Raw genomic sequence first — 23,659 nt, 5'->3', positions numbered from 1 at the left:
ATAGTTTGAGGTCTGAGGCCGGAACAGAACCGAATCTTCTCGCGTTCTACCTCAAACCTCAAACCTCAAACACTCTGCGCCGCGGCGCTCTTGGGTATCCCGTGCGCCAGTCTTTCAGGAGTTGATCCGCCATGCCGGTCTATCAATACCGCGGATATAAGAGCGACGGCGGATCCGCTGCGGGGATTGTCGATGCCGAAAGCGTAAAGGTTGCCCGTCTGAAGCTGCGCAAAGACGGAGTGTTCCCGACCGACGTGGTTGAGCAAGGGCAAGGCCCCGGTCGCGGATTGGCGCAGGACCGTGTCGCCATATCCGCTCCGCTCGGTAGATCTCAGGTGTTGTCGGCACCCGAACTGGCGATGTTGACCCGTCAGTTTGCGACTTTGTTGGTCGCCGGGCTTCCCCTGGTCGAAGCGTTGGGGGTTTTGATCGACCAGTCTGAAAAGAAGCCGGCGAAGGCGTTGCTCGCCGATGTGCGCGAGCAAGTGCGTGCAGGAAAAGCGCTCAGCAGCGTGCTGGAATCCTACGGGAAAGACTTCTCCCAGATCTACGTGCATATGGTGCGGGCGGGTGAATCGAGCGGCGCGCTGGACCAGATCCTCTTCCGCCTGGCCGAGTTTCTTGAAAAACAGCAGGCCCTCCGGAACAAAGTCACGAACGCCATTCTCTACCCCGCCTTGATGCTGATCGTCGGCGTCGGCGTGCTGTTTTTCCTGATGACCTTTGTGGTTCCGAAGATTACGGCGGTCTTCACCAGCATGAAAGCGGCGCTCCCCTTCCCGACCGTGGTGCTGATGACGATCAGCCGCTTCTGTTCCACCTATTGGCCGCTCATGCTGCTGGCTGTAGTCGGCGGCGGGTGGCTCATTCGCCGCTTCATTCAGACCGAATCGGGACGCACCGTTGCCGATCGATTGATCCTCCGCATTCCCTTGATCGGCGACGTGGCGCGCATGGTGTCCATCTCGCGGTTGACCGGCACCCTGGCGACGATGTTGTCGAGCGGCGTGCAGTTGCTGGATGCGTTGGATGTCTCGAAACGCGTGATGAACAATCGGATCCTGGAAGAAGCGGTCGAGGGCGCCAGACAGAATATTCGAGAAGGGGAAACGATCGCAGATCCGCTCAAGCGCAGCGGCCAATTTCCGTCCCTCGTGACCCATATGATCGCCGTCGGCGAACGCAGCGGCGAGATGGAAGAAATGCTGCGGCGCATCGGCCAGATTTACGACGGCGAAGTGGAGCGGGTCATCACCCGGTTTACATCGCTCCTGGAACCGATCATGATCTTGGTCATGGGCGTCATCGTCTTCTTTATCGTGGTAGCCATCTTGCTGCCGATCTTTGAAATGGGTCAAATGGTGCGGTGAAAACCGCGGCCCGTCACGCGTGACGGGTGATGAGTTCAACGGGAGGTATGTTGATGATGGGTAAGGAACGGTTTGAGTCTATGCGGATGATAAGGAGTACATGGCGCCGAGTCCGATGTTCCCTTGTGTCATCAGTCACGCGTCACCAGTCACCCGATGTTCTCCGCAACGCACGCGGCTTTACCTTCATCGAAATCATGGTGGTGGTGGCGATCCTCGCCATCCTGGCGGCGCTGGTCGTCCCGCGGATCATGGGACGGACCGACGATGCCAAACGGACCGCCGCAAAAGTGCAGATCCGCAATATCGAAGGGGCGCTCCAACTGTATAAGCTCGACAACGGTGTCTATCCTTCAAGCGAACAGGGGCTCAAAGCGCTGGTCGAGAAGCCGTCGGTGGGTGTGATTCCTAAAAAGTGGAAAATCGGCGGATACATCGACAAGCTTCCTGAAGATCCCTGGGGAAACCAGTACAAGTATCAAAGCCCGGCACCGATCCAGCAGGGACAATACGGGCAGATCAAAGCCGATTATGAAATCATGTCCCTCGGTACCGACGGCGAGGTCGGCGGAGAAGGCGTGAATGCGGATATTGCGAACTGGAACCTGGAAAAGGATTAGCACGTTGTTGAAAACGTCCGCCAGCGGCGCGGGTGGCTTTACCTTGCTGGAGATGATCATCGTCATGTTTCTGTTGGTGGCGATGCTGGGGATCGTGATCCCGCGGGTGAATCTGGGCGACGATCTGGCGTCGACCGGTCGGAAGTTGATCGGAGGGCTGCGGACCCTCCAGGGAATCGCCATGAGCACGCAGAAACCGGTGAAACTGTATCTGGATCTGGATCAAAACCAATACTGGGCGATGGCCATCGAAGGGAAAGAGGAGAAGCCCTTGCCGGATGCCGCCTGGGCGACGCCGCGCGTGCTTCCCGACACCATCCGCCTGGCCGATGCGTCTTCCGGATCAATCAAGCGGACTTCCGGTCGTCTCGACCTGATGCTCTATCCCAACGGCCGGATCGATGAAGCCGTGCTGCATCTGACCGATAGCGGTAACAATGTGCTGGCCATCGTCGTCGAATCCGCGACCGGCGCGATCCGCACCAGCGATGAGCGTATTGAACCCCAGCGGCTGGCGTCCATTCCTGACCGGGTCAAGCCCCTGTTGATTCCGACGGCGACGGTCGCTGCCGGGACTCAGGCCGGCCTGGCGAAGCCCTAACGCAATCACGCCACATGCGGCCCTACCAACCACAAGACGAACGAGGATTTACTCTGCTGGAGGTGCTGCTGGCGGTCGCGATTCTTGCGATCGCGCTCCCCGTGCTCTTGGGCCTGAGGAATTTCGATTTGGAGCTGCAATCCCGCTCGATGGAGCTGACGACGGCCACACTGTTGGCCCAGGAAAAACTCTTGGAAACGGAACTGTCTGGCTCCTTCCCCATTGGTGAATCGACGGGAGAGTTTCAAACGCCGGCGCCCGGCGTCCTCTCGTCGATCACGGAGACCAATCGTGCGCCCGGTTATCGCTGGAAGCGCAGTATCATGCCGACGCCGCTGGAGCTCATTCGCGAAGTCAAGATCCAGATCTCCTGGCCGCGCGGCCAGCAGGATGAAACGTTGGAAGTGAGTACCTATGTCTTTGCCGGCCTCGCTTTCTAAGGGGCGTCAAACAATCGAGTGGGTCAGGTCTGCCGTGCGCCGGAGTATTGAGGTCTCGCTTCTCTCTGTTCCTCCCCTTTGTAAGGGGAGGCAAGGAGGGGTTGAGACTCCTGGGCTGCGGTGTAGTTCACGAGTACCAGCGCCACTAAAGGCTGCCGGAAGACTCGACCTCCCCTCGCCCCTCCTTACGAAGGAGGGGAAACCGCGAGAAGCCGGTATCGATTCGATGATGCCAACTCGTTCATCGACCCACGCAGAAACCGGAAGGGCTCATTTTAAGCACGAAGGCGGATTCACGCTGGTCGAAGCGTTGCTGGCGATTGCGCTGCTGGCGACGTTGGGCGCGATTGTCTTCGGATCCTTGCTGACGACGACGCAGGTCGTGGATGCCGGTCGAGCGGCGGCCTCTCGGGAGCAGACCATCCGGCGCGTGTTGCGGCTGATGGCCGAGGAACTCGCGATCGGCGTCAAGGAAACGACGTTCCCCTGGGTCGGTTTGAACGGGACGCAAGACGGCCAGCCGGCCGATACGCTGGCCTTTGTTACCAGGGGGGATGGATTGGGCGTGCAAGCCGCGCGCGAGAGCGAGATCTTGCGCGTAATTTACACGCGCGAAGGCGATCGTTTGATCCGATTCGTCCGGCGCAATCTCTATGGGCTCACCGATGAATCGGTCGATCAGGTCAACCTGGCGACGCAGGTGAAGGGGTTCAACGTGCGCTACTACAGCCGGCAAGGCCAGGTGTGGCTGGACGAATGGAGCTCGACCGGACCGTTGCCGACTGCCCTGCTCCTGGAAATCACCTTTCAAGAGCCCGATGCCGAACCCTATACCATTCGTGAATGGGTCACGGTGGGAGTCTCCTGATGGTGTGGCCATGGAAGGATCTCTCGGCTTGGAAGGCTCCGCTGCTGTGGATTGCCTTTGGATCTGGACTGCTCTTCCTCTCGATCGCCCTCACCTTTCCCTATGGAGCTTTGCAGACGAGAGTCATCGGGGAACTGCAGCGAGCTACCGGGATGGACGTGCGCGCAGCAGACTGGTCGATCGGCTTTCCGGCGGCGATTGAATGGCGGCAGATGACGTTGACCAAAACCGACTGGTCTCCCCTGCAGCTGGGTCTGGTGCGGGCTCAAGTAGGGCTCTGGCGGTTGCTGACCGGCGGGGTGGCTCTGGATCTGGCCGCCCAAATCGACGACGCCACTGCGGCACAGGGCACGGTGAAATTGACGGTGACGGCGTCCTCCTGGTCTATGACCGGCCCTGTAGCCATGATGGGCAGGATTCAGAAGCTCGATCTTTCCAAGGTGATTCGCCCCTATGTGACGCGTGGCAGCCTGACGGGGGAGTTCTCGCATCGTCTCGATCGCCCCGCAACCGGCGGACCCGCTGCATTCGGCGAGGGCACGTGGAAAGCGGAGGCCAAGGACCTGTCCCTGGATCACATTCCGGTGGGGAACGGCCGGATCCTCGCGCTGGCGTTCAGCACCCTCTCGATCAGCCTGGCGTGCCGGGAGCAGATCTGCGATGTGACCGAATTGAAGGGCGACGGGATCGACGGGTCGTTTTCCGGGCAGGGAACGGTTACAATGCAGCAACCCTTACAACAGAGCCAGTTGGCGTTGTCTTTGACCGTGATTCCCGGTGTGGGATTTGCGGCCAAGGCTCCCGGGTTGGGTATTCCGCCGTTGCCGCCCGGAACGCCGTTTACGTTTAAAGTGATGGGAACATTGGCACAGGCCAGGGTGGCGTTGTAGAGTAGCACGTGACTTTGAGAGGAATTCAGACCGCATGAGTATTGCCACCGAATGCGTGGGCTTGGATATCGGCCAGACCGGCTTGAAGGCCGTGCGGTTTCGCCGCCGGCTGAGCGGTCGCGAAACGATCGAGTATTTCCATCAGCCCCTGCCGTTTGCGCACCCGGAAGATGTGGAGCCGGCCAGGCGCGTCCAATCACTGCGAGGTTTTCTCTGGCACAACGGCCTCTATGCCACGGATCGGCTGGTGACGGCGATCCCCTGCCAGGATCTGTTCGTGCGCACCCTCTCCTTCCCGTTCAAAGATGCGGAGAAGCTGTCCCAAGTCGTTCCGTTTGAAGTGGAAAATCTGATCCCCATGCCGGTGGATGAACTGGCGATCGGCAGCGTCGTGCTCCCACCGGGGCTCACCGCCGAAGGGATGTCGCGGATTACCAAAGGGTCGGACGTGCTGGTCACGGCGGCCCCGCGGGACAAAGTGGCCGAACACCTGCGCTTCCTCGCCCAGGCCGATATCGAGCCGGCTGCGATCAATGTCGATGCCATGGCCCTCTACTCCGTCACGCAATTCCTTCAACAGGAAGGCGGCCACGTTCCGCACGATCTGGCCATCATCGATGTGGGCGCGTCCAAGACGACTATCTGCCTGGTGCACGAAGGCCGACCGGTGGTCTTGCGAACTATTTTATGGGGCGGCAATCACCTGACTCATGCGTTGGCCGTGCGGCATGCCTGTAGTTTTGCCGATGCCGAACGGCGTAAACGCAGCTTGAATGTCCAACAGGTCGATGCCTGGCTGGAGCCGCTGCTCAAAGAACTGCGCGTCACCATCCAAGGCTACGAAGGGACCGAGCGCGGGCATTTCACCCACTGTTGGGTCTCCGGCGGAGGGGCGAAACTCAGAGAGATCGGAGGATACCTCGCACACCAACTGGGGCTCTATCCGGTCGGTCCTCGGCAGGGCTTCGGGTTGAACAGCCCGCGCGCGTTTTCCATTGCCTTTGGGTTGGCGATCCATCCGAAACTGATCCGGCCGAAGTGGCGCTTCAAGCCGACGCCGGCCGGCCTCGCCCTCGATTTGAAGGCCGTCTCGGATGCGAACGCCCCGCAGTCCAAGACGTCGGTGCGTGATAAGCGCCTGGCACTCGCGGGCGCCGTGGTGTTGGGGGCCCTGGCGCTCGCGGACGGTTTGACGCATCTCTATTTAAAAGACCAACGAGTGCAACAGCTGAAGGGGGCTCTCCAGGGCCACTATGCCCAACTGTTTGAGCCGGGAGCTGCGCCGGGTGAAGAATTGGATCAGGCCCGCTTTCGCATTGCCGCGGTCGATAAGGCGCTCGCCGTCGTCGATGCTTCGCAGCAGCATGTGCTCGCCACGATGGCGGCCTTCATGAAGCAGATGCCCGCCGGTGTCTCGGTCAAAATACGCGATCTGACGATCGATGGCCCCCTGGTGTTGCTCGAAGGCGAGACGACCTCCTTCGAAGCCGTCGAGAAGATCAAACAGACCTATTCGGCCGGCGGAATGTTCAAGGATGTGGCCGTGAGCGAAACCCGGGTGGGCGCGTCATCGAATCAGGTGGTCTTTCGCATAAACGCGACGGTGGGACAGCCATGATGCACCAATTGCGCGAACGGTGGACTCAACTGGCTCCGCGCGAACGCACGATCTTGTCGGTCGGCGGCGTGGTGGTCGCTGCCAGCCTCTTGTTCGTGCTGGTCGTGGATCCCCTGCTGGCGACCATGGATCGCCTGGATCGCCAGGCCGCCAAAAAGCAACGAGAGAGCAACGAGCTGGCGGCGTTGGGTGCCGACTATGCGAGCAAGCGCGCGCGCCTGACTCGCGCGGAACAGCGGATGCCGGTGACCGATGCGGGGTTCTCCCTGCTGGCCTTCATCGAGGAGGCGGCGAACCAGGCTCATGTGCGTGAGCGGATTGCCGGCATGCAGCCCCAAGTCCAGGCCTTGGCGCAAGGGTATCAAGAAACGGCGGTCGATCTCCGCTTGGATGGCGTGCAACTGCCGGATCTGATGGCGCTCCTGCTGGCGATCGACCAGGCTCCGTATGAACTTCAAGTCAGACATTTGCAAGTACGTCCGAAGTTCGATAATCCCGTCAATCTCGATGCCACTGTCCGAGTGGTCAGTTATGCGAAGGGATGATGAACGCGGCGTCGCGCTCCTGCTCGCCCTGCTCATATTGGCCCTTCTCGTTGCCCTGATTCTCGAATTCGACGGCGAGGCCCGGCGCGAATACCGCGATGCGGCCGCTTTTCGCGATAACTTCAAAGCGCAAACCCTCACCCGCGCTGCTATTCAGGCGGCCCGAGCCGTCCTCCAGCAGGACTTTCTCAAGGATAAAAAATCCGATGAATCCTACGACTCGCCGACCGATCTCTGGGCCATGCCGATCAAGAACTACGCAATTGGCGACGGCTTTCTGAGCGCCCAGATCGAGGATGAGCGGGGCAAGCTCAATCTGAACGATCTGGCCGCCGTCGCCGGCGACGCTATTCAGAAGAAAGCAAAGATCGATCGATTCAAGCGGCTCTTTGAATTGCTTCAGCTCAGCCCTGATCTGGTGGATGCGGTAGTCGATTGGGTGGATCAGGATGAAAACCAGGAACCGGCCGGAGCGGAAAGTCTGTACTATCAATCGCAGCGTCCGCCTTATCGCGCGGCCAATGCGCCGCTCTCAGGCCCGGGCGATTTGCGGCTGATCAAAGGCTTTACCCCGGACATTGTTAACCGGCTCTCCCTGTACGTGACGGTGTTTCCTCAGGAAGGCGGCGGGCTGGTCAATCTCAATACGGCGGACAGCTTGGTGATTCAAGCTCTGGATCCGGCGATCACGCAATCAATGGCGACAGAAATTATCCAGGGACGGCCATATAAGAAGAAGGAAGATCTCGATCGCATCGGGAGCTTTCAGGAAATCGGCGCCAAATTACGCGCGACGCAAAGCGGATACGATGTGAAGAGCGAGTTCTTTTCTGCCCGGCTGGCCATCAGCGTGAACGAGGTGACGAAGACCTCCTGGGTCGTGCTCCAGCGCGACACGAATAAGGGTGAAAGCACCGTGAAGTACCTGCGGGTGTTCTGACCGCTGGTTCTCCCCTCCTTGTTTTTCAATTTGCCTATCGAAAGTTAACAAGTCTGTAACAATCCCGTCACCGTTTCGACACAGCCCCCCTTCATACTCACGATCTAGAGAGTGAGTACTTGACGATATGGCATCGACGTTGAGGACAAACGTGATCACACCAACCAGGGAGGACTGCGTGCGAAGGAGACGGATTTCACTACAAGGCTTGCTGGGGATGGTCGTCGGCACCCTGAGTTTGCTGATGATTGCGAATGGGATAGGGCAGGCCGAAGACGGTGCGATGAAGCCCACCCTCGGGGCTTCTTCCGCCACGCCGGCGGGATTTCCCGCTGGTGGAGGCAATACCCCCCGTCTCCTCGAAAGCACGTCGATGGAGGATCTCCTGCTCGAAAAAGGGGTCATTAGCCTGGACGACTGGATCCGGATCAAGGCGGAAGATGAACGCCGGCAGAGCGAGCGGTCCGTCGTGGCGGAGTTTACCGGCAGCCCCCGCTGGTATGACCGCCTCTCGATGTACGGTTATGGCATGATGCGGTTCAACCGGCTGGGAAATCCGGACGGAAAGCTTCGCAGCTATCACGACGCCTCGATGGGGGATCAGGCAAGCGGGGCCCAACCAGGTTTCTTTTTCCGCCGGATTCGCTGGGTCGTGACCGGGCAGATCTCCGAGCATGTCTCGGTCTTTGTCCAGCCAGATCTCGCCTCCAATATTAGCGGCAACACCCATGCGCTCTCGATGCGGGATGCCTTCGGCGACTGGAATTTCGATAAGGACAAGGAATTCCGGCTCCGGGTCGGCTTGCAGCGCGTTCCCTGCTCGTTCGACAACTGGCAAGCCAGCCGTGTCCGTATGGCCATTGACCGGGCCGACGGCACCAATAGCTGTGCGACGAGCGAGCGCGATATGGGCGTCGCCTTTATGTGGTCGCCCAAAATCGCCCAGCAGCGCTACAAGCAGATGCTCGACTATATGTACGGCCCCGGCGACTACGGGGTGTTCCATATTCAGATCTATAACGGTCAAGGGTTGAATCAACAGGAAGCGAACGGCAATAAACACATCGGTGCCCGGTTGAGCTGGCCCTGGGAACTGCCCGGCGGGCGGCTGATGGAAACCGGTATCAATGCCATGAGCGGAAAATTTCGCGTGAGCAACGGGACCTTGAATACGACGTCGCAGTTTGCCACCCTCGGGTCGAACTTCGACGGGGCGACATCGGGAAGCAACGGCAAAGACTATATGGACCAGCGAGTGAACTTCTACGTGTATTTCCCGCCGCAGCCGTTCGGGTTTATTGCGGAATACACCACCGGCCGGGGTCCGAAGCGCGGGCTTGACGGGATCATCCGCGACAGCAAGCTCGACGGCGGCTATGTTCAACTTCACTATCAGTGGAAATACTCCGATGTGGGACTTGCCAACTTCTACTCCCGCTATCAGCAATATCAAGGCGGCCTGAAATTCCAGACAGGCGCGCCGGATGACAAGATGAAAGAAGTCGAAACCGGTATCGCCTGGCAGCCGGATCCCCAGTGGGAATTCACCGTGGCCCATGCCTGGATGGATCGGCGCAACACGTTCAGTACGTCCGGCGGCCGGCAGTTCGACGCAGACGGTCACCTCGTCCGCTTGCAAGCGGTCTGGTTCTGGAACTAAGCCCCCTCGAACTGGGCATTGTCGATTGCCCTGATTCCTGCGATACTGATAAAAGTGGCACCGAGTCCGTCGGCTAGATGAGCCGACGGACTCCTGTGTTCCTCACATTGTTGCCTCCAAAGGAGTCATTGTGAATCGATTACTGGCCTGTTCGTTGAGTCTGAATCTCATCGGGGTGAGTCTGTTGCTGGTCGGCTATGTGGGGCCCAGCGTCAAGACCACTTTCATGCCGTCCGTCGAAGCGCCGGTGATCGGAACGCATACGCGCATCCATCCCCTGGCCATGGTGATCGGTTCGGTCAGCCTTGGCGATCAGGTGTTTGTCGCACCGGCTGCGTCCGTGCGCGGCGATGAAGGACAGCATATTCACATCGGCAATCAAAGCAATGTGCAGGACGGTGTCGTGGTGCACGGGTTGGAAACGTTCGAAGGCGATCATGAGTTGCCGGAGAATGAAGTCGAATTCGACGGAAAGAAATATTCGGTCTATATCGGCGATCGCGTGTCCCTGGCGCATCAGTCGCAAGTCCATGGACCGGCCAAGGTCGGCGATGACACTTTCGTCGGCATGCAGGCGCTGGTGTTTCAGACGGAAATCGGCGACCACGTGGTGATCGAACCGGGAGCCAAGCTCATCGGGGTAAAGGTGGCCTCGGGCCGCTATGTGCCGGCACTCTCTATTGTCAAGACTCAGGCGGAGGCCGACGCGCTTCCAAAGATTACCCAGGATTATCCCTACCGGAATTTGAACGCCGGTGTCGTGCGAGTGAATATTCAGTTCGCCGAAGCGCCTCAGCCCGTCGCCATCAGCCGGTAATCCTGGCGAGAGGCTCGTGGTCCGAGGCGAGTGGGAAGATCGTACGCATAGCTCCCACCCCTAACCTCTGGCCCCATGCCTCATGCCTATGGAGAGGCGCGATCGCGGCAGCGCTTCTGAATCAGGCGGATTAGGGCGTGACGCGGGCCAAGTCGATCACAACGACCTTCGATTCATCCAGAAACCCGTCCCACTCATCCTGCCGTTTGGCGTCGGACGTCACCACCCGCCAATCGGCCGGGACGAACCCCGCCACAAACTTGAAACGGGCGATTGGCAGCAACGGATTGCTCAGACTGTTGGTCTCGTAGGTATTTTCGTATTGAATAGAGCTTGGTGAAGTTCGGGCATTGGCGAGAATCAGATACAGGCGCTGATTGCGAATAAAGACTCCGCCTGAGGTGATCAGCGGCGCGCGATTGCTGCCTCGTTGCGCCAGGTAAAAGCTGACCAGATCAACCGGGGAAGCCTTCGCCAGTCCGGCGACCAGATGCGGGGCCAGCGCGGCCACATCCTTATCAGTAAACGCGGGAACGGCGTCGGACCCCATCAATAAGCCAGCGGTCCCGACCAGATCGCGGTCGTGGACCTGGACTCCCTTGAGAATGGACGTGATCTGGGAAATGGTGAGTGCGCGCGGATGACTATGCCCGTTTCCCGCCTTCGCGTCGTAGCGGACCTCGACGACCTGCCCGGGCGTTTCGGATATGACGATCGGCTGCGGTGTGGCGAGGCATCCGGCCGCAGACAGGGCGAAGACGGCCAGAAGAAGCCTGGCGAACGGTCGGTGTGTCATGTTGAGAAACTCCTGGATATGAGAGCGGCAGTGTAGCAAAGGATGTGAGCGGAAAGAAGCCTCGCCGGAAGAGTGGAGCCTCCGGCGAGGCAGCGGTAGCTGCGTGCTACCTGGTGGACGCCGTCAGAGTGGAGGCTGACATGGGCGCCCCGACGAGTGCTTGGAGATTGGTGGTGACTTGGTTGGCTGAAAGGGGGAAAGCTCCCGCTTTTGCGATTGCTTCCTGCCCTTCCCGGCTGTTGATGAATTTCAGAAACTCGGCGATCTCTTCGTCCAACTCGCCTTTTGGACTCCGTTTCGCATACAGATACAGCGGCCGGGACAACGGATAGGAGCCATTGACTGCCGCCTCCGCCGTCGGGAGCACGAAGGGGCTTTCCGATTTTTCGGCGATCGGGAGGACGCGCACGGTCGAGGCCTGGAAGCCGATCCCGGCATAGCCGATCCCGGCCGCATCGCGGCTAAGGTCCAGGATTTCCATGGCCGTGCCAGGCGACTCGTGGAGCGTTCCTTTCAACTCTCCATCGAGGAGCGCGGTATGGACAAAGAAGCTTCTGGTGCCGGATCGCTTATCTCGTCCGTAGAGGCGAATGGGTTGAGACTCCCACCCGTCCTGCAAGCCGAGTTGCCCCCACATTCCGATGTCGGCAGCGCCGCCGCGTTTTCTAGACTGCCCGAAGATGGCATCAACCTGCTCCAGGGTCAGGCCTTGAATGGGATTTTGATGGTTCACGTAAATGGCGATCGCATCGAGTGCAATCGGTACTTCCGTCACGTCGAAACCGTACCGTGACCGAAACTCTTTCCGTTCGTCCGAGTTCAGCGGACGAGAGGATGCGAGGAGACCGACGTGCCCTGTTACCAGATGGCCTTTCGGGTTGGCATCTCCTCGGCGAATGGTGGGCTGATCCTGGAGAAACTGGCCGAGTGCGGAATAGGATCCGCCCCCTTGAACGGCTACCGTGATTTTGGGCTGCCAGAGCCGGAAGGCTGACGCCACTTTGGCTATGATCGGCTGCATGGTGTCGGATCCCGCGATCGCGATGCCTCCGGACACTCCGGTTTTCGGGACGTACGACGCGATGCCCGAATCGACGACCGGGGTTGCGTGGATCGTAGAGACCTCCGCCTGTGCCAGTGATACGGTGGCGAATAACGCCAGACTGCTACTTACGACCATCCATCGAGCCGATGTCCCTGCTAGTCTCACGCCACTCCTCCTTGGTTAAGCCCTCGAATCATTCAAGTCGCCTGTACCGGACTATATGAATGGCACGTGTCGGACCGGTAACGGTCATGTTACATCCATGTTAAGTTTTCAGAAGAAAGCTGTATGCTCCATCGTTCCTATTCGAATGGCGTTACGGTAAAGATGGAATAGTGCCCCCCCTTAGCCGTGAGCGTCAGCGTGCATTTCCCCTTCAGAATTAACGAGTCGTTTACATATCCGTGACCTGACCGTAATGGGCCGGCGAGTACTCTTGCTCAAGATTCATCGTGTTTTGCCAAGGTCTCCGGTTCAAGGCACCCACGAGCTATTAACAAGGATCGAAGGACTCACCATGGTAGACGGATGCTTAATATGAGAATACCGATGAAACGAACCCTTCTTCTTCTGGCGACGGCCGTACTTCTTGGTTCGGCGGGTATAGAGAGCCACCTCGTGCAAGCCGGCCCGACAACTCTCATTAAAGTGGACGGGTCGAGCACGGTGTTCCCGATTACGGAAGCGGTGGCCGAGGAGTTTCAGAAAGAGACCAGAGGATCAGTCCGTGTGACGGTGGGCATTTCAGGAACCGGGGGCGGCTTCAAAAAGTTTTGCCGCGGCGAGATCGACGTGCAGGATGCTTCCCGGCCTATTTCCAGCAGCGAAATGGAGGCCTGCCGAGCCGGCGGGGTGCAATATGTTGAGCTGCCGATTGCTTTCGATGCCCTGACTATTGCCGTGAGCCCCCAGGCGACGTGGATCGATTCCGTGACCGTTGATGAGTTGAAGCGGATGTGGGAGCCCTCCGCGCAAGGGCGGGTGAACAAGTGGAACCAGATCCGTTCGACCTGGCCGGATCAGCCGTTGAAACTGTTCGGCGCGGGATCCGACTCCGGGACCTTCGATTACTTCACGGAAGCCGTGGTCGGGAAAGCCAAATCGAGCCGCGGCGACTTTACGGCCAGTGAAGACGACAATACGCTGGTCCAGGGGATCGCGAACGACAAACAGGCGCTCGGCTACATTCCCTTCGCCTATTACGAACCGAACAAGAAGCGGTTGAAAGCGGTCTCCATCGACGGCGGGCATGGGCCGGTGAGTCCGTCACGCGAGACGGTCGAAAATGGCTCCTATCAGCCCCTCTCTCGCCCGTTGTTTATCTATGTGAGTGCGAAGTCCGCCGCCCGGCCTGAAGTGAAACGCTTTGTCGAGTTTTACCTGGCGCAGGTGCCGGTGCTGGCTCCGCAAGTGAAATATGTTCCGCTGCCGCCGCAGGCCTATGCACTGGCTGGTGAGCATTTTATGAACGGACGACACGGGACCGCGTTTCAAGGCGGCTCGACGATCGGGCTGAAGATCGAAGAACTGCTCCGACGCGAAGCGAAACTCTGAAGGAGCAAGGGGATGGACACGATGGAGGCTCACATCACCGATATCCCAGTCGAGAAGAAGACCGTCGTCGGGAGTCTGTCCCCTCGACTTGTCCCCCGTTTCAAGGAGAAAGCGATCGAGCTGCTCTTGCAGTTGGCTGCCTTCACCTCCGTGGCGATTACGCTCGGGATTGTCGGTGTCCTCGCCTACGAGTCGTTCCACTTCTTTCAACAGGTCTCCGTGGTGGATTTTCTGACAGACCGCCAATGGACCCCATTGTTCGCCGACGCGCACTACGGGATTCTTCCCCTCGTATCGGGAACGCTTGTCACGACGACCGTGGCCTTGCTCGTGGCGATCCCGATGGGCAGCCTGATCGCCATCTATTTGAGCGAGTATGCCTCGCGTCCGGTGCGCGAATTCGTGAAGCCGGTGCTGGAGCTGCTCAGCGCCGTGCCGACCGTTGTGTATGGATACTTTGCGCTGTTGTTCGTGACGCCCGCCTTGCAAAAGATCTGGCCCGACCTTCCCGGCTTCAACATGCTGAGCGCGGGGCTCGTCATCGGCTTCATGATTGTTCCCTATGTCAGCTCCGTGAGCGAGGATGCCATGCGCGCGGTTCCGGTCTATTTGCGCGAAGGCGCCTTTGCCTTGGGCGCCACCCGCATGCAAACGGCGCTGCGCGTCGTCTTCCCCTCCGCCCTGTCCGGCATCACGGCTGCCTATGTCCTCGGTGTCTCCCGGGCGATCGGCGAAACGATGGTCGTGGCGATTGCCGCGGGGATGCAACCGACACTGACCCTGAATCCGCTGGAACCGGCGGCGACGATGACCGCGTATATTGTGCAGGTCAGCTTGGGCGACCTGCCGCACGGGAGCGTGGGCTATCAGACGATCTTTGCGACGGGGCTCATGCTCTTATTGATCACCCTTTTGTTTAACATTGCAGGCCATGCGCTTAAAAAACGGTATCGCCAAGTATATTAGGTCCACCGCCTTGCAACGGCGCATCATGCGGCGCAAGGGCCTCGATCGCTTCTTTGCCTTCGAAGGACTGTTTGTGATGGGCGTCGCCCTGCTCGTCCTGTTCGCCCTGGTGGGACAACTCGCGGCTGATGGAGCGGGCCGCTTGTCCTGGCAATTCCTCACCTCTTTCCCGTCGCGATTTCCGGCGCAAGCCGGCATTCTGACCGCCTGGATCGGCACTCTCCTCGTCATGCTGCTGACGGCGCTGACGGCCATTCCATTGGGCATCGGAGCTGCCATTTATCTGGAAGAGTATGCCGCGAAAAGCTGGTTGACCGAGGTGATCGAAATCAACATCGCCAATCTCGCCGGCGTGCCGTCGATCGTTTACGGGCTTATGGCTCTCGGGCTGCTGGTCTACGAACTGCATCTGGGGCAAAGCTTTCTGACGGCCGGGCTAACACTGGGTATGTTGATTCTTCCGATGGTCATCATTGCGACGCGCGAGGCGATTCGTTCGGTGCCCCCTGCCGTGCGCGAAGCGGCCTATGCGCTCGGTGCCACTAAGTGGCAGACCGTTCGGGATCATGTTCTGCCCTATTCGATGGGCGGCATTCTGACCGGGATAATCCTGGCGCTCTCGCGCGCCGTCGGCGAGACAGCCCCCCTGATCACTGTCGGTGCCCTCTCATTCATCGCCTTTCTCCCCCACCCGCCCTGGCAGGAAACGTTCCCCTTTGTGTCGTTCGAATGGCTGTTCGATCCCTTTACCGTCATGCCGATTCAAATGTTCAATTGGGTATCCCGACCGCAAGAGGAGTTTCACGTCAATGCGGCGGCCGCCGGTCTAATCTTATTAGCAATGAGTCTGGCGATGAATGCGGTGGCGATCGTCATTCGGGCGCGGTTCAGAAAACGGATCCACTGGTGATGCCATGAAAGCCTTGGATGTATCGCAAACGGTATTAAAAGCGGAGTCGCAGGGACTCAACTTCTTCTATGGCCAGGCGCAGGCGCTCCATGGCCTGACCCTCCCGGTTTATGACCGCTGTGTGACGGCGCTGATCGGTCCCTCCGGCTGTGGGAAAACCACCTATTTGCGCTGCTTCAATCGCATGCATGACTTGTATCCCGGAAATCGCTACGAAGGGGCTGTCATTCTGTATCCGGATCGGGTGAATATCGTGGGGCCTGAGGTCGATCCGATCGAGGTGCGGATGCGCATCGGGATGGTGTTTCAAAAGCCCAACCCGTTCCCCAAGTCCATCTATGAAAATGTGGCGTATGGGATGCGGATCAGAGGAGTATCATCGAAAGCCGATCTGGATATGGTTGTCGAGCGGGCGCTGCAAGAAGCGGCCTTATGGGGAGAAGTCAAAGACCGGCTCCAGGCATCCGCGATGAATCTTTCGGGCGGGCAACAGCAACGCCTGTGTATTGCCCGGGCTCTGGCGACCAGTCCGGAACTTCTCTTATTCGATGAGCCGACCTCGGCTCTCGATCCGACGGCCACCTCGCGCATCGAAGAGCTGGTCACGGAGCTGAAGCAGAAAGTGGCGATCGTCATCGTGACGCACAATATGCAGCAGGCGGCGCGAGTTTCGGACCACACGGCCTTCATGTACGAGGGGCGGTTGGTCGAGTTTGATCGTACGGAGAAGATGTTTACCAACCCGTCGGTCAAACTGACGGAAGACTATGTCACCGGTCGTTTCGGGTAAGAATCGGAGTTCACAGCATGCAGCGACATATCGATCAAGAGCTTGGTGACTTGAAAGACCGCTTGCTCCAGATGGGGGCGCTGGTCGAAGAGCAGATCGAGCGCGCGATTACGGCCATGATTGAACGCGATGCCGTGCTGGCGGGGCAAGTCATCGAGCGGGATACCCTGGTGAATCGCTACGATGTGGAGATCGACGAAACCTGCATCCGCCTGTTGGCCTTGCAGGCGCCGACAGCAAAAGACCTGCGGTTTGTCACGACGGCGATGAAGATTTCCACAGAACTCGAACGCATGAGCGATCTTGCCGAGAATATCTGCGAGCGGGTCATCGAGTTGAATGAAGAGCCCCAGCTGAAACCCTACATCGATCTTCCGCGCATGGCCGCCTGGACGATGAAGATGGTGCGTGAAGCGCTGGATGCCTTTGTCCGGCAGGATGCGGCCCTGGCTCGAAAAGTCTGTGCCGACGATGACTTTGTCGATAATCTGACGCATCAACTCTTTCGTGAACTCGTTTCGTTCATGATCGAAAACCCTTCCACCATTACCCGGGCGATTCGTCTCACGTTTATCGGGAAATACATCGAGCGGATCGCGGATCACGCCACCAATGTCAGTGAGTTGGTCATCTATATGGTGGAAGGCAAGATCGTGCGACACATGACCCCTCCAGCCGCCTCCCCCACCGTCTAGCATCCAGACACACCGCCGCAGGACGCAGAGGCACAAGGGGGAAGTGCCCCCCCTCCCGTTTCTTGCCGGCGCTGATTGTGATCAGAGGGAAAAGGAAGTCGGTCGATGAACGGGCCGTTAAGCGGCGTAGAGCGCGGAGAAGAGCGTGTACTCGGAGCGGTGCCGGCGCAACGTGATGCCCCCACTGCGGGCCAAGCGGTCGACGACGTGGAAGATCTGGCTCCAGCTATACTCGGGCAGAAGAATGACGAGCGCATCCAGCCCGATCACGGCCTGTTCTTCGAGGTGGCCGAGAATGGCGGATTCGAGTGACTCGGTCCCTATCCGGCCGGGAGTTGGTGTGTCGAGAAGTGCCTGAACAGACATATAATCCTCCTAGAGTGTGGATGAGAAGATCGGGCCTATGGTTGGCGATGGTGTGGAATGAGCCGGTTGCGCCGGGCTGAACCGGACGGCCATCACCCGGATGAGTCCGAGCGTGAGGAGGATCACCGCCAGGATGGCCAGCTTCTGCCAGTCCCCGCCGGTGAACCACTGGGAAATGACTTCCGTCAACATGACGACCAGCACGGTGTCGACGATAAAGGTGACGCGCACGCGGCCTTCTGAAAAATACGCCAGCGTCGTTTTCAGCACTTCCACCACAGCGAGCAACATGAGCGTGTTGACGATGAGATGACGCAGGCCGAGATCGATGTCGGCGGTCAAGAGAATCCGCAGCCCGATAAAGGTCTTGATGACCCCTCCCGCCAGTCCGACCAGGATCGTGACGATGAGCAGGCTCAGGACTGCCTGCGTGCCTTTTTCCCAGAGCAGGGTCAGATCCGGCGACGCGAAGAGCTGCCAGATCCGGGGCAGACGCAGACGGGTTTCAGCCGATGCCAGGCTGCCGATCATAGACTCTCCTTTCCTGAAACGAGGACTGTCAGATCGCGCCAGAGCGATTGCAGAAACAGGAGCAGCCCCAGGACCACCAGGCCCTGGAAGCCGACGAGCAAGGCCTCACCGATGACTTGCGATAACATCAATGTGTTCTCCGGTTCATAGTGTCTGTCTTCTCTAAAATTCGTCGATGGAGACCGGGTGAAGGAGATCCCGGACGGAGAGCGTGCCGACGATGGCGCCGCTCTTGAATACCGCCAGATGGCGCGTGCCATGGAGTTCCATGAGGTCGGCGGCTTCCGTAATGGGCCGCTCTTCATCGATCCCGAGGATGGGGCTGCTCATGATCTCTTCGACCGGAATGTAGTAGGGCACGCGGTCTGCTCCGACCACCTTCCGGACGATGTCCGGCTCCGTGACGATGCCGATGAACTGGTTGTTCTTCTTGACGAAGACGCTGCCGATCTTGTGCCGCGTCATCAATTTGGCGGCATCGATCGCCGAGGTGCCTGCTTCGATGTGGACGACACGAGGGGTCATAATGTGACTGACTGTGACCATAGAAACCTCCTTTGAACGGATGGTTGCGAGAGCGATGGAATCGTCCGGTTGATGAGATGGGAGACGCCGGCTGCATCGCGTGTGCGAAGCAACGGGACACAGGTCTTTCCCCGGAGCCCGAGCAGGGTATGGCCGGCATAGGCGAGAGGCACCGCGAGGCTGAGGGAGAGTAATCCGATGAAGAGCCCGATTTCCTGCGTCATGGTTCGCCTTTCCTGGAGCCTCTGAGACCGGCTCCTTGTATGGGCAAACTGTACCGCCCGGTTATTCCAGGGGGATCACCGATGGGTTAACTCTTGGTTAACTCGCAGGATGAGAGGCGTTTTGCAGGAATCGTGGCACTGTAGACAGCACTCTCCGCGGAAGGGGGCCGGTCGAACGTACGAGCACGCGTGAAACGAGGGGCTATTCGCTTTCCACGATGCGCCAGCCCTCCCGCTGCAGGCAGCGCTCGGTGGCGTTGAGGATCAGCAACTGGCTCCCCTGCTGAAGTTTGGGATCCCGCATAACGAGATTCTGGCAGCGGTTATATTCGTTCGTAAATTCCGAGGACGGTTTATTGGGGTGGACCCAATTGCTACCTCCGCAACCGGCGAGGAGTCCTGAGAGGAGGAGCGATGCGAGGATGAGGCGATTGGTCATGTAAAACCTCCCGGTGGCAGACGGATGATGCCGGAAGATAGAGCCTCCGAGGGGGTGGCGTCAAGAGATAACCCGCGGGACGAGCGGGACAGGCGCGATAAGACTGACCGACTAGTCGCGCGCCTCGCGCGTCGCCCACCGGTCTCGCCGGGCGGACGAGATAGACACTGTTGGAAAACGTCAGTCGATAGGGATCTGCACCGTCACTTCATTTCCGCGATCGTTGTAACGGAGATTGGGAAAGAACGAACGAGCCAGGAAGATCCCCCGTCCGCTGGCATCTTCGGCGTTGCAGGGTGTCGTGGCCCGATGCAGCAAGGTTTTCCATTGAAACCCTTTCCCCTGATCGGCAATCCGATATTCCAGCTGTCCGGCCTGACGGTCGCAATGCACATGGATCGTGACGGTGCGTTGGGCCAGGCGCGGTTGAGCCAGACGTTCCTGCACGAGTTGGCTCAGCCGATTCTGATCGATGGCCTGTTGCTTGACCTGGTAGGAAATCTCCAGATTGCCGTGCTCGACGGCGTTGAGCAGCAACTCTTGCAGCGTGCCTCGGAGATGGAGCTGTGTGGTATCGGACAAGGCCCCGGCCGTGGCTCTGATCAGCCAGGACACAATCCCGGGGATATGCCGCGGGTCTGAATCGACGGTCAGGGCGTAGTCGGAGCGCACCAGGCCTGGTGTATCCGCCATATCGGCCGGAAGCAGATAGCGCGCGCGTTGCAACGCATGCGCCAGCTCTTCCACGCCGATCGGCTTCTGCAGAAAATCCACGGCTCCGGCGCGCAGCGCATGGATGACCGCCTGCTCGGATTGATGCTCGGCCATCACGATGACCGGGCACGGGACCTGTCGCGCTCGAAGCGTTTTGGTCAGGGTCAGGCCGGCGCCTTCCGGGAGGAACGAATCGGTCAACACGATATCCGGGGCCGTGAGCTCGATGGTCGCGAGCGCCGTGCTCGGGTCGGACGCCGTGATCACGGAAAACCCCCGATCTTGCATATGGCCCAGGATCTGCGCTTGCGTCTCCCGGCAGGGATCGACCACCAGGACCGTGCAGGACGGGACGGGAGTCGTCATGATGCAGATCCGTTTGCGACGTATGCGCGCAGCGCCGCAATGAGTTGTTGGAGTTCCCGATCGACGTGGGCGCACACCGTCGCGGCGCGGTCCAAGGTGCCGGCTTTCCCGAGGGCTTCCAGCTCTTTGGTCGCCTCGAACACACGGGGAGCGGAGAATTGCAAAATGGCGCCTTTCATCCGGTGCGCGGCGCGGGCCAGGGCCTCGGCATCGCCGGCATCGAGCGCGGCCTGGGCGGCGGCCATGTCCAAGGGGGCCTGTTCGACGAACAGTTCAGCCAGCGTGAGAAAGAGCTCTTCGTCCTCATCGACCCGCGTGAGCGCTTCGGCAAGATTAAACACAACGTCGGTGCTCATAGTCTGAACTCCAATCCGAGTAAGGCCGCGTCGTCGGGAAAGACCGGAGAGCCATGCCAGCGTTCGGCTTCGGCCATGAGCGCCTGAAGCGCCGCTCCGAGTGGTGCGGTTCGATGTGCCATGAGGGTGGTCTCCAAGCGGGTGGTCCCCCAGAGTTCTCCCGTAGGCGCAGGGGCTTCGTAGATCCCGTCGCTCATGAGCAGGAGGCGATCCCCGTCGGCAATCTGGACGGTCGTGAGCTCGTAGGTGGTGTCCGATTCAAAACCTAGCGGAAGCTGAGTATGCGTCAGCCATTCCACCGTCCCGCTCCGCCGTTGAAGAAGCGCCCCCCCGTGACCGGCTGTGGTATAGCGCAGCTGGCTGGTGCGCCGATCAAAGGATCCGAGCCAGAGGGTGAAGTAGTTGCCGTCTTCAGTCAGCGGGTATTGCCGATTGGCTTCCGTCATCATGCGAGCCGGATCACTGGAACTCATATAGTGCCGAAGATTGTCGGCACGGAGAAACGTCGAGAGCGATGCCGCGCGCAACGCGGGCGCCACGCCATGCCCGGAGGCATCCAGGATATAGAAGTAGACCGACTGGTCATCCCAGTGCGACACATTGAACAGATCGCCGCCGAGCGCCTGCGACGGGCGATAGCTCCAGGACATGCGGATGTCCCTGGTGAGCTCTCCGGCGACGGGAAGCAAGGATTGGATGTAGCCGGCAGCCGACTTGAGTTCGGCTTCCAACTCCCCTTGCTTGGCGCGGAGTTCATCTCGCGTGCTTTCGATGCTCCGGACCAGCGAGGCCGCACGCAGGCCGGATTGCACACGGGCGAGCACTTCCTGCTTGCTGGCAGCTTTGCTCAGAAAATCGTCGGCCCCCCGCGCCAAACCCTCGGCGATTTGTTCCGGTTGGTCGTGGGAGGTCATCAGAATGAGCTGACTGGACAGGATGTCCGGGTCTTGCCGAACCTGCTCGCAAACCGTGGGGCCGTCCATTTCCGGCATGATCCAGTCCAGGATCGTCAGATCGGGACGTTCGCGCCGCAGAATGGCGAGTCCCTCCTTGCCATTGCCGGCTTCGAGGACACGAAGTCCCATCCGCTTCAGCCGCGCGGCCATACTCAAACGGCTCACTGGCTCGTCATCCACCAGGAGCACCGTGGCGGTAGCGGGGGGGACAGCCGCTTTCGAAAGGGTGTCAACACTCATAATGTCCCTATCGCTATGCGGCTTGGGCTTTCCCGTTCACCGCATCCTGTTCGTTATCAAACACCGGAATCAGCTTCGGGATATTGGCCAGTCCCAGAATTTCCCGCACATAGCTCTGGGGTCTGAGCATGCTGACCTTGCCCTGATTCAGCTTGAAATTCTGAGAGACCAGCGCCAGCAGGCCCAGGCCCGAGCTGTCGACGAACCGCACGTCGGCCATATTCAGAATGACATGGCGGCAGCCTTTTTGGCGCAATGTTTCAACGGCAGCTTTGAACACGTCACGATGGGCGTAGGTCAGATCTCCGTTCAGGTCGAGGATCACGGCGTTGGGAATCGGTCGTTCTTTAATCTGCATCATGGTTATCCTTTCAATCTGATTGGTCGGGTCGCAACAATCGGCCTTTGCGCTTAGGCGGCTTTTTTGCTCAGCGCGGCGTCTTCACTCGCAAAGGTTGGAATCATTTGCTCGATATGAGCCAGGTTCAACACTTGTTTCACTGTTCCTTGAGCGCCGACCAAGGACAAGCTCCGGTTAGAGCTTTTGAATTGCTGTGCAGCCAGCGCGAGCAGTCCGATCGCGGCACTGTCGACAAAAGTAACGCTTTTGAAATTCAGAATGACATGCGCGCACGTTTTCACCTTTTCGATTGCGGCAGAGAAATCCTTCCGGGTTCCGAAATTGAACTGCCCGGTGATGTCGAGGACATCGGCATTGCGATAGGAACGATGCGTGATCTGCATGACAAACCTCCAGAGTTTAAGAATGGTGAGATACATGAGTCAGCACGGCACTGGCGATGTCTCCCAGGGGGAGGATCTTGTCGACACCGCCTAACTTGATGGCTTCCTTGGGCATTCCAAAGACCACACAACTCGCTTCATCCTGCGCGATGGTATAGGCGCCGGCCTCTTTCATCGTGAGCATGCCTTTGGCGCCGTCTCCGCCCATCCCGGTCAGGATGACCCCGACGGCGTTGCCGCCGGCATACCGCGCGACAGAGTCGAACATCACATCCACGGAAGGCCGGTGCCGATTGACCGGCGGGTCTTGATTGATGCGCACGGAATAGCGGGCGCCGTTGCGCACCAGCGTCATGTGATAACTGCCCGGGGCGATCAGGGCATGGCCCGGGAGTACGCTATCCCCATCCTGCGCTTCTTTGACCGAGATCCGGCAAATCTGGTTCATCCGGTCGGCCCAGGTCTTCGTGAAGTGTTCAGGCATGTGCTGGGTGATCAGAATGGGAGGCGTATTGGGGGGAAGCACTTCCAGGACCTCTTTGACCGCTTCCGTTCCGCCGGTTGAGGAGCCGATCGCAATAATGGTATCGGTCGTTTTGATCATCGCCGAGGAGAGCGGCGTTGCCTGCCGCGGCTGCCCGTGACCGGACCCGTTCGCGACTCCGCGTATCTTGGCGATAGCGGCGGCTTTTACCTTCTCGATCAAATCGTCGGCAATCCCTTCCATGCCGTTGCGAAGATCGATCTTAGGTTTGGTGATATAGTCGACTGCGCCGAGCTCCAGAGCCCGCAGGGTTGTCTGGCATCCGGCTTCTGTCAGCGAGCTCACCATCACCACCGGCATGGGCCGGCCCCGCATCAATTTCTCCAAGAAGGTGAGCCCGTCCATCTTGGGCATTTCGACGTCTAAGGTGATGACATCGGGATTCAGCGCCTTGATCTTTTCGCGCGCGATGTAAGGATCCGGGGCTGAACCGATCACCTCAATCCCGGGATCTTTGGACAACAGCTGGGCGAGGACCTGGCGCATCAGCGCGGAATCATCGACATTCAGGACGCGTATCTTGGCCATG

30 protein-coding genes are annotated in these 23,659 nt (G+C 59.3%); 16 read left to right on the top strand and 14 right to left on the bottom strand.

All coding sequences use genetic code 11. From position 1 onward, the window contains the following. Positions 1 to 131 precede the first annotated feature (131 nt). The 11 genes from gspF to Q7U39_07710 all read left to right on the top strand — a co-directional run bounded on the left by gspF (position 132) and on the right by Q7U39_07710 (position 10,369). The gene (gspF, locus tag Q7U39_07760) at positions 132 to 1,370 is read left to right on the top strand and encodes a type II secretion system inner membrane protein GspF (GenBank protein ID MDO9117836.1); all 1,239 of its coding nucleotides are present in this window, start codon (positions 132 to 134) and stop codon (positions 1,368 to 1,370) included. 125 nt (positions 1,371 to 1,495) lie between these two features. Then, entirely contained in the window at positions 1,496 to 1,990 is a 495-nt protein-coding gene (gene gspG / locus Q7U39_07755) for a type II secretion system major pseudopilin GspG (protein ID MDO9117835.1), read from the top strand. A 4-nt stretch (positions 1,991 to 1,994) separates the two neighbouring features. Beyond that, positions 1,995 to 2,591 carry a hypothetical protein gene (locus tag Q7U39_07750; protein MDO9117834.1) on the top strand — a complete coding sequence of 199 codons (597 nt, stop codon included), beginning with the start codon at positions 1,995 to 1,997 and terminating at the stop codon, positions 2,589 to 2,591. A 14-nt stretch (positions 2,592 to 2,605) separates the two neighbouring features. Then, positions 2,606 to 3,031, top strand: coding sequence for a prepilin-type N-terminal cleavage/methylation domain-containing protein (locus tag Q7U39_07745; protein MDO9117833.1), 426 nt, complete (start codon positions 2,606 to 2,608; stop codon positions 3,029 to 3,031). Positions 3,032 to 3,257: 226 nt separating this feature from the next. Then, complete coding sequence (locus Q7U39_07740) at positions 3,258 to 3,899, top strand: type II secretion system protein GspJ (GenBank protein MDO9117832.1); 642 nt, start codon at positions 3,258 to 3,260, stop codon at positions 3,897 to 3,899. Continuing rightward, positions 3,899 to 4,789: a type II secretion system protein GspN gene (gene gspN, locus Q7U39_07735; GenBank protein ID MDO9117831.1), complete on the top strand. Its 891-nt coding sequence runs from the start codon at positions 3,899 to 3,901 to the stop codon at positions 4,787 to 4,789. The genes Q7U39_07740 and gspN overlap by 1 nt, the downstream gene beginning before the upstream one ends. Positions 4,790 to 4,823: 34 nt before the next feature. Further along, entirely contained in the window at positions 4,824 to 6,407 is a 1,584-nt protein-coding gene (gene pilM / locus Q7U39_07730; protein ID MDO9117830.1) for a pilus assembly protein PilM, read from the top strand. Next, on the top strand, positions 6,404 to 6,952 hold the full coding sequence (gene gspM / locus Q7U39_07725; protein ID MDO9117829.1) for a type II secretion system protein GspM: 549 nt from the start codon (positions 6,404 to 6,406) through the stop codon (positions 6,950 to 6,952). The genes pilM and gspM overlap by 4 nt, the downstream gene beginning before the upstream one ends. Next, positions 6,939 to 7,892, top strand: coding sequence for a type II secretion system minor pseudopilin GspK (gene gspK, locus Q7U39_07720; GenBank protein ID MDO9117828.1), 954 nt, complete (start codon positions 6,939 to 6,941; stop codon positions 7,890 to 7,892). Before gspM ends, gspK begins: the two co-directional genes overlap by 14 nt. 178 nt (positions 7,893 to 8,070) lie before the next feature. Continuing rightward, positions 8,071 to 9,552, top strand: coding sequence for a porin (locus Q7U39_07715; protein MDO9117827.1), 1,482 nt, complete (start codon positions 8,071 to 8,073; stop codon positions 9,550 to 9,552). A 130-nt stretch (positions 9,553 to 9,682) separates the two neighbouring features. Further along, positions 9,683 to 10,369, top strand: a complete 687-nt coding sequence (locus tag Q7U39_07710; GenBank protein MDO9117826.1) for a carbonic anhydrase — start codon at positions 9,683 to 9,685, stop codon at positions 10,367 to 10,369. A 130-nt stretch (positions 10,370 to 10,499) separates the two neighbouring features. Here the strand turns inward: Q7U39_07710 and Q7U39_07705 are convergent, their stop codons facing one another. Together Q7U39_07705 and Q7U39_07700 are read right to left on the bottom strand one after the other, a co-directional pair. After that, positions 10,500 to 11,165 (bottom strand): hypothetical protein, encoded by a 666-nt coding sequence (locus Q7U39_07705; GenBank protein MDO9117825.1) that lies wholly within the window; start codon positions 11,163 to 11,165, stop codon positions 10,500 to 10,502. A 106-nt stretch (positions 11,166 to 11,271) separates the two neighbouring features. After that, complete coding sequence (locus tag Q7U39_07700; protein ID MDO9117824.1) at positions 11,272 to 12,375, bottom strand: PstS family phosphate ABC transporter substrate-binding protein; 1,104 nt, start codon at positions 12,373 to 12,375, stop codon at positions 11,272 to 11,274. A 384-nt stretch (positions 12,376 to 12,759) separates the two neighbouring features. On the opposite strand from Q7U39_07700, the gene Q7U39_07695 reads away from it, so the two are divergent. From Q7U39_07695 to phoU, 5 genes are read left to right on the top strand one after another with little or no spacing between them, the layout of a single operon-like run. Beyond that, a complete protein-coding gene (locus Q7U39_07695; GenBank protein MDO9117823.1) occupies positions 12,760 to 13,764 on the top strand; it encodes a PstS family phosphate ABC transporter substrate-binding protein in 1,005 nt (334 codons plus the stop codon). Positions 13,765 to 13,776: 12 nt separating this feature from the next. Continuing rightward, complete coding sequence (gene pstC, locus Q7U39_07690; GenBank protein ID MDO9117822.1) at positions 13,777 to 14,730, top strand: phosphate ABC transporter permease subunit PstC; 954 nt, start codon at positions 13,777 to 13,779, stop codon at positions 14,728 to 14,730. Positions 14,731 to 14,755: 25 nt separating this feature from the next. After that, positions 14,756 to 15,640 carry a phosphate ABC transporter permease PstA gene (gene pstA, locus Q7U39_07685; protein MDO9117821.1) on the top strand — a complete coding sequence of 295 codons (885 nt, stop codon included), beginning with the start codon at positions 14,756 to 14,758 and terminating at the stop codon, positions 15,638 to 15,640. Positions 15,641 to 15,644: 4 nt separating this feature from the next. Continuing rightward, positions 15,645 to 16,430, top strand: a complete 786-nt coding sequence (pstB, locus tag Q7U39_07680; GenBank protein ID MDO9117820.1) for a phosphate ABC transporter ATP-binding protein PstB — start codon at positions 15,645 to 15,647, stop codon at positions 16,428 to 16,430. Positions 16,431 to 16,447: 17 nt separating this feature from the next. Next, positions 16,448 to 17,125, top strand: a complete 678-nt coding sequence (phoU, locus tag Q7U39_07675) for a phosphate signaling complex protein PhoU (GenBank protein MDO9117819.1) — start codon at positions 16,448 to 16,450, stop codon at positions 17,123 to 17,125. 117 nt (positions 17,126 to 17,242) lie between these two features. Here the strand turns inward: phoU and Q7U39_07670 are convergent, their stop codons facing one another. From Q7U39_07670 to Q7U39_07615, 12 genes are all read right to left on the bottom strand, one after another. Then, positions 17,243 to 17,491, bottom strand: a complete 249-nt coding sequence (locus Q7U39_07670; protein MDO9117818.1) for a hypothetical protein — start codon at positions 17,489 to 17,491, stop codon at positions 17,243 to 17,245. 9 nt (positions 17,492 to 17,500) lie between these two features. After that, the gene (locus Q7U39_07665; GenBank protein ID MDO9117817.1) at positions 17,501 to 18,022 is read right to left on the bottom strand and encodes a phosphate-starvation-inducible PsiE family protein; all 522 of its coding nucleotides are present in this window, start codon (positions 18,020 to 18,022) and stop codon (positions 17,501 to 17,503) included. Further along, positions 18,019 to 18,150 (bottom strand): hypothetical protein, encoded by a 132-nt coding sequence (locus tag Q7U39_07660; GenBank protein ID MDO9117816.1) that lies wholly within the window; start codon positions 18,148 to 18,150, stop codon positions 18,019 to 18,021. The genes Q7U39_07665 and Q7U39_07660 overlap by 4 nt, the downstream gene beginning before the upstream one ends. A 34-nt stretch (positions 18,151 to 18,184) precedes the next feature. Further along, a complete protein-coding gene (locus Q7U39_07655) occupies positions 18,185 to 18,568 on the bottom strand; it encodes a CBS domain-containing protein (protein MDO9117815.1) in 384 nt (127 codons plus the stop codon). Continuing rightward, a complete protein-coding gene (locus Q7U39_07650) occupies positions 18,544 to 18,771 on the bottom strand; it encodes a hypothetical protein (GenBank protein MDO9117814.1) in 228 nt (75 codons plus the stop codon). The genes Q7U39_07655 and Q7U39_07650 overlap by 25 nt, the downstream gene beginning before the upstream one ends. Before the next feature lie 202 nt (positions 18,772 to 18,973). After that, positions 18,974 to 19,210 carry a hypothetical protein gene (locus tag Q7U39_07645; protein ID MDO9117813.1) on the bottom strand — a complete coding sequence of 79 codons (237 nt, stop codon included), beginning with the start codon at positions 19,208 to 19,210 and terminating at the stop codon, positions 18,974 to 18,976. Between the two features lie 180 nt (positions 19,211 to 19,390). Next, the gene (locus Q7U39_07640; protein ID MDO9117812.1) at positions 19,391 to 20,290 is read right to left on the bottom strand and encodes a response regulator; all 900 of its coding nucleotides are present in this window, start codon (positions 20,288 to 20,290) and stop codon (positions 19,391 to 19,393) included. Beyond that, positions 20,287 to 20,646: an Hpt domain-containing protein gene (locus Q7U39_07635; protein ID MDO9117811.1), complete on the bottom strand. Its 360-nt coding sequence runs from the start codon at positions 20,644 to 20,646 to the stop codon at positions 20,287 to 20,289. Before Q7U39_07635 ends, Q7U39_07640 begins: the two co-directional genes overlap by 4 nt. Continuing rightward, positions 20,643 to 21,842, bottom strand: coding sequence for a SpoIIE family protein phosphatase (locus Q7U39_07630; GenBank protein MDO9117810.1), 1,200 nt, complete (start codon positions 21,840 to 21,842; stop codon positions 20,643 to 20,645). The genes Q7U39_07635 and Q7U39_07630 overlap by 4 nt, the downstream gene beginning before the upstream one ends. A 13-nt stretch (positions 21,843 to 21,855) precedes the next feature. Then, complete coding sequence (locus tag Q7U39_07625) at positions 21,856 to 22,203, bottom strand: STAS domain-containing protein (protein MDO9117809.1); 348 nt, start codon at positions 22,201 to 22,203, stop codon at positions 21,856 to 21,858. Positions 22,204 to 22,253: 50 nt separating this feature from the next. Beyond that, positions 22,254 to 22,586, bottom strand: a complete 333-nt coding sequence (locus tag Q7U39_07620; protein MDO9117808.1) for an STAS domain-containing protein — start codon at positions 22,584 to 22,586, stop codon at positions 22,254 to 22,256. A gap of 16 nt (positions 22,587 to 22,602) precedes the next feature. Further along, positions 22,603 to 23,658, bottom strand: coding sequence for a chemotaxis response regulator protein-glutamate methylesterase (locus Q7U39_07615; protein ID MDO9117807.1), 1,056 nt, complete (start codon positions 23,656 to 23,658; stop codon positions 22,603 to 22,605). Between the last annotated feature and the right edge of the window lies 1 nt (position 23,659).

Origin of the sequence: Nitrospira sp. (assembly GCA_030653545.1) — a bacterium.
In the GTDB taxonomy this organism is placed as follows: domain Bacteria; phylum Nitrospirota; class Nitrospiria; order Nitrospirales; family Nitrospiraceae; genus Nitrospira_D.
The sequence above is the reverse complement of the archived record's forward strand: the minus strand, read 5'-3'. Positions and strand labels throughout refer to the sequence as shown.

Bases quoted from the DNA above. Each gene is read 5' to 3' on its own strand.
- gspF (MDO9117836.1), top strand. From the start codon at position 132: ATGCCGGTCTATCAATACCGCGGATATAAGAGCGACGGCGGATCCGCT.
- Q7U39_07745 (MDO9117833.1), top strand. From the start codon at position 2,606: ATGCGGCCCTACCAACCACAAGACGAACGAGGATTTACTCTGCTGGAG.
- Q7U39_07740 (MDO9117832.1), top strand. From the start codon at position 3,258: ATGATGCCAACTCGTTCATCGACCCACGCAGAAACCGGAAGGGCTCAT.
- gspN (MDO9117831.1), top strand. From the start codon at position 3,899: ATGGTGTGGCCATGGAAGGATCTCTCGGCTTGGAAGGCTCCGCTGCTG.
- pilM (MDO9117830.1), top strand. From the start codon at position 4,824: ATGAGTATTGCCACCGAATGCGTGGGCTTGGATATCGGCCAGACCGGC.
- gspM (MDO9117829.1), top strand. From the start codon at position 6,404: ATGATGCACCAATTGCGCGAACGGTGGACTCAACTGGCTCCGCGCGAA.
- gspK (MDO9117828.1), top strand. From the start codon at position 6,939: ATGCGAAGGGATGATGAACGCGGCGTCGCGCTCCTGCTCGCCCTGCTC.
- Q7U39_07705 (MDO9117825.1), bottom strand. From the start codon at position 11,165: ATGACACACCGACCGTTCGCCAGGCTTCTTCTGGCCGTCTTCGCCCTG.
- Q7U39_07695 (MDO9117823.1), top strand. From the start codon at position 12,760: ATGAAACGAACCCTTCTTCTTCTGGCGACGGCCGTACTTCTTGGTTCG.
- pstC (MDO9117822.1), top strand. From the start codon at position 13,777: ATGGACACGATGGAGGCTCACATCACCGATATCCCAGTCGAGAAGAAG.
- pstA (MDO9117821.1), top strand. From the start codon at position 14,756: ATGCGGCGCAAGGGCCTCGATCGCTTCTTTGCCTTCGAAGGACTGTTT.
- pstB (MDO9117820.1), top strand. From the start codon at position 15,645: ATGAAAGCCTTGGATGTATCGCAAACGGTATTAAAAGCGGAGTCGCAG.
- phoU (MDO9117819.1), top strand. From the start codon at position 16,448: ATGCAGCGACATATCGATCAAGAGCTTGGTGACTTGAAAGACCGCTTG.
- Q7U39_07670 (MDO9117818.1), bottom strand. From the start codon at position 17,491: ATGTCTGTTCAGGCACTTCTCGACACACCAACTCCCGGCCGGATAGGG.
- Q7U39_07665 (MDO9117817.1), bottom strand. From the start codon at position 18,022: ATGATCGGCAGCCTGGCATCGGCTGAAACCCGTCTGCGTCTGCCCCGG.
- Q7U39_07660 (MDO9117816.1), bottom strand. From the start codon at position 18,150: ATGTTATCGCAAGTCATCGGTGAGGCCTTGCTCGTCGGCTTCCAGGGC.
- Q7U39_07655 (MDO9117815.1), bottom strand. From the start codon at position 18,568: ATGGTCACAGTCAGTCACATTATGACCCCTCGTGTCGTCCACATCGAA.
- Q7U39_07650 (MDO9117814.1), bottom strand. From the start codon at position 18,771: ATGACGCAGGAAATCGGGCTCTTCATCGGATTACTCTCCCTCAGCCTC.
- Q7U39_07645 (MDO9117813.1), bottom strand. From the start codon at position 19,210: ATGACCAATCGCCTCATCCTCGCATCGCTCCTCCTCTCAGGACTCCTC.
- Q7U39_07640 (MDO9117812.1), bottom strand. From the start codon at position 20,290: ATGACGACTCCCGTCCCGTCCTGCACGGTCCTGGTGGTCGATCCCTGC.
- Q7U39_07635 (MDO9117811.1), bottom strand. From the start codon at position 20,646: ATGAGCACCGACGTTGTGTTTAATCTTGCCGAAGCGCTCACGCGGGTC.
- Q7U39_07630 (MDO9117810.1), bottom strand. From the start codon at position 21,842: ATGAGTGTTGACACCCTTTCGAAAGCGGCTGTCCCCCCCGCTACCGCC.
- Q7U39_07625 (MDO9117809.1), bottom strand. From the start codon at position 22,203: ATGATGCAGATTAAAGAACGACCGATTCCCAACGCCGTGATCCTCGAC.
- Q7U39_07620 (MDO9117808.1), bottom strand. From the start codon at position 22,586: ATGCAGATCACGCATCGTTCCTATCGCAATGCCGATGTCCTCGACATC.
- Q7U39_07615 (MDO9117807.1), bottom strand. From the start codon at position 23,658: ATGGCCAAGATACGCGTCCTGAATGTCGATGATTCCGCGCTGATGCGC.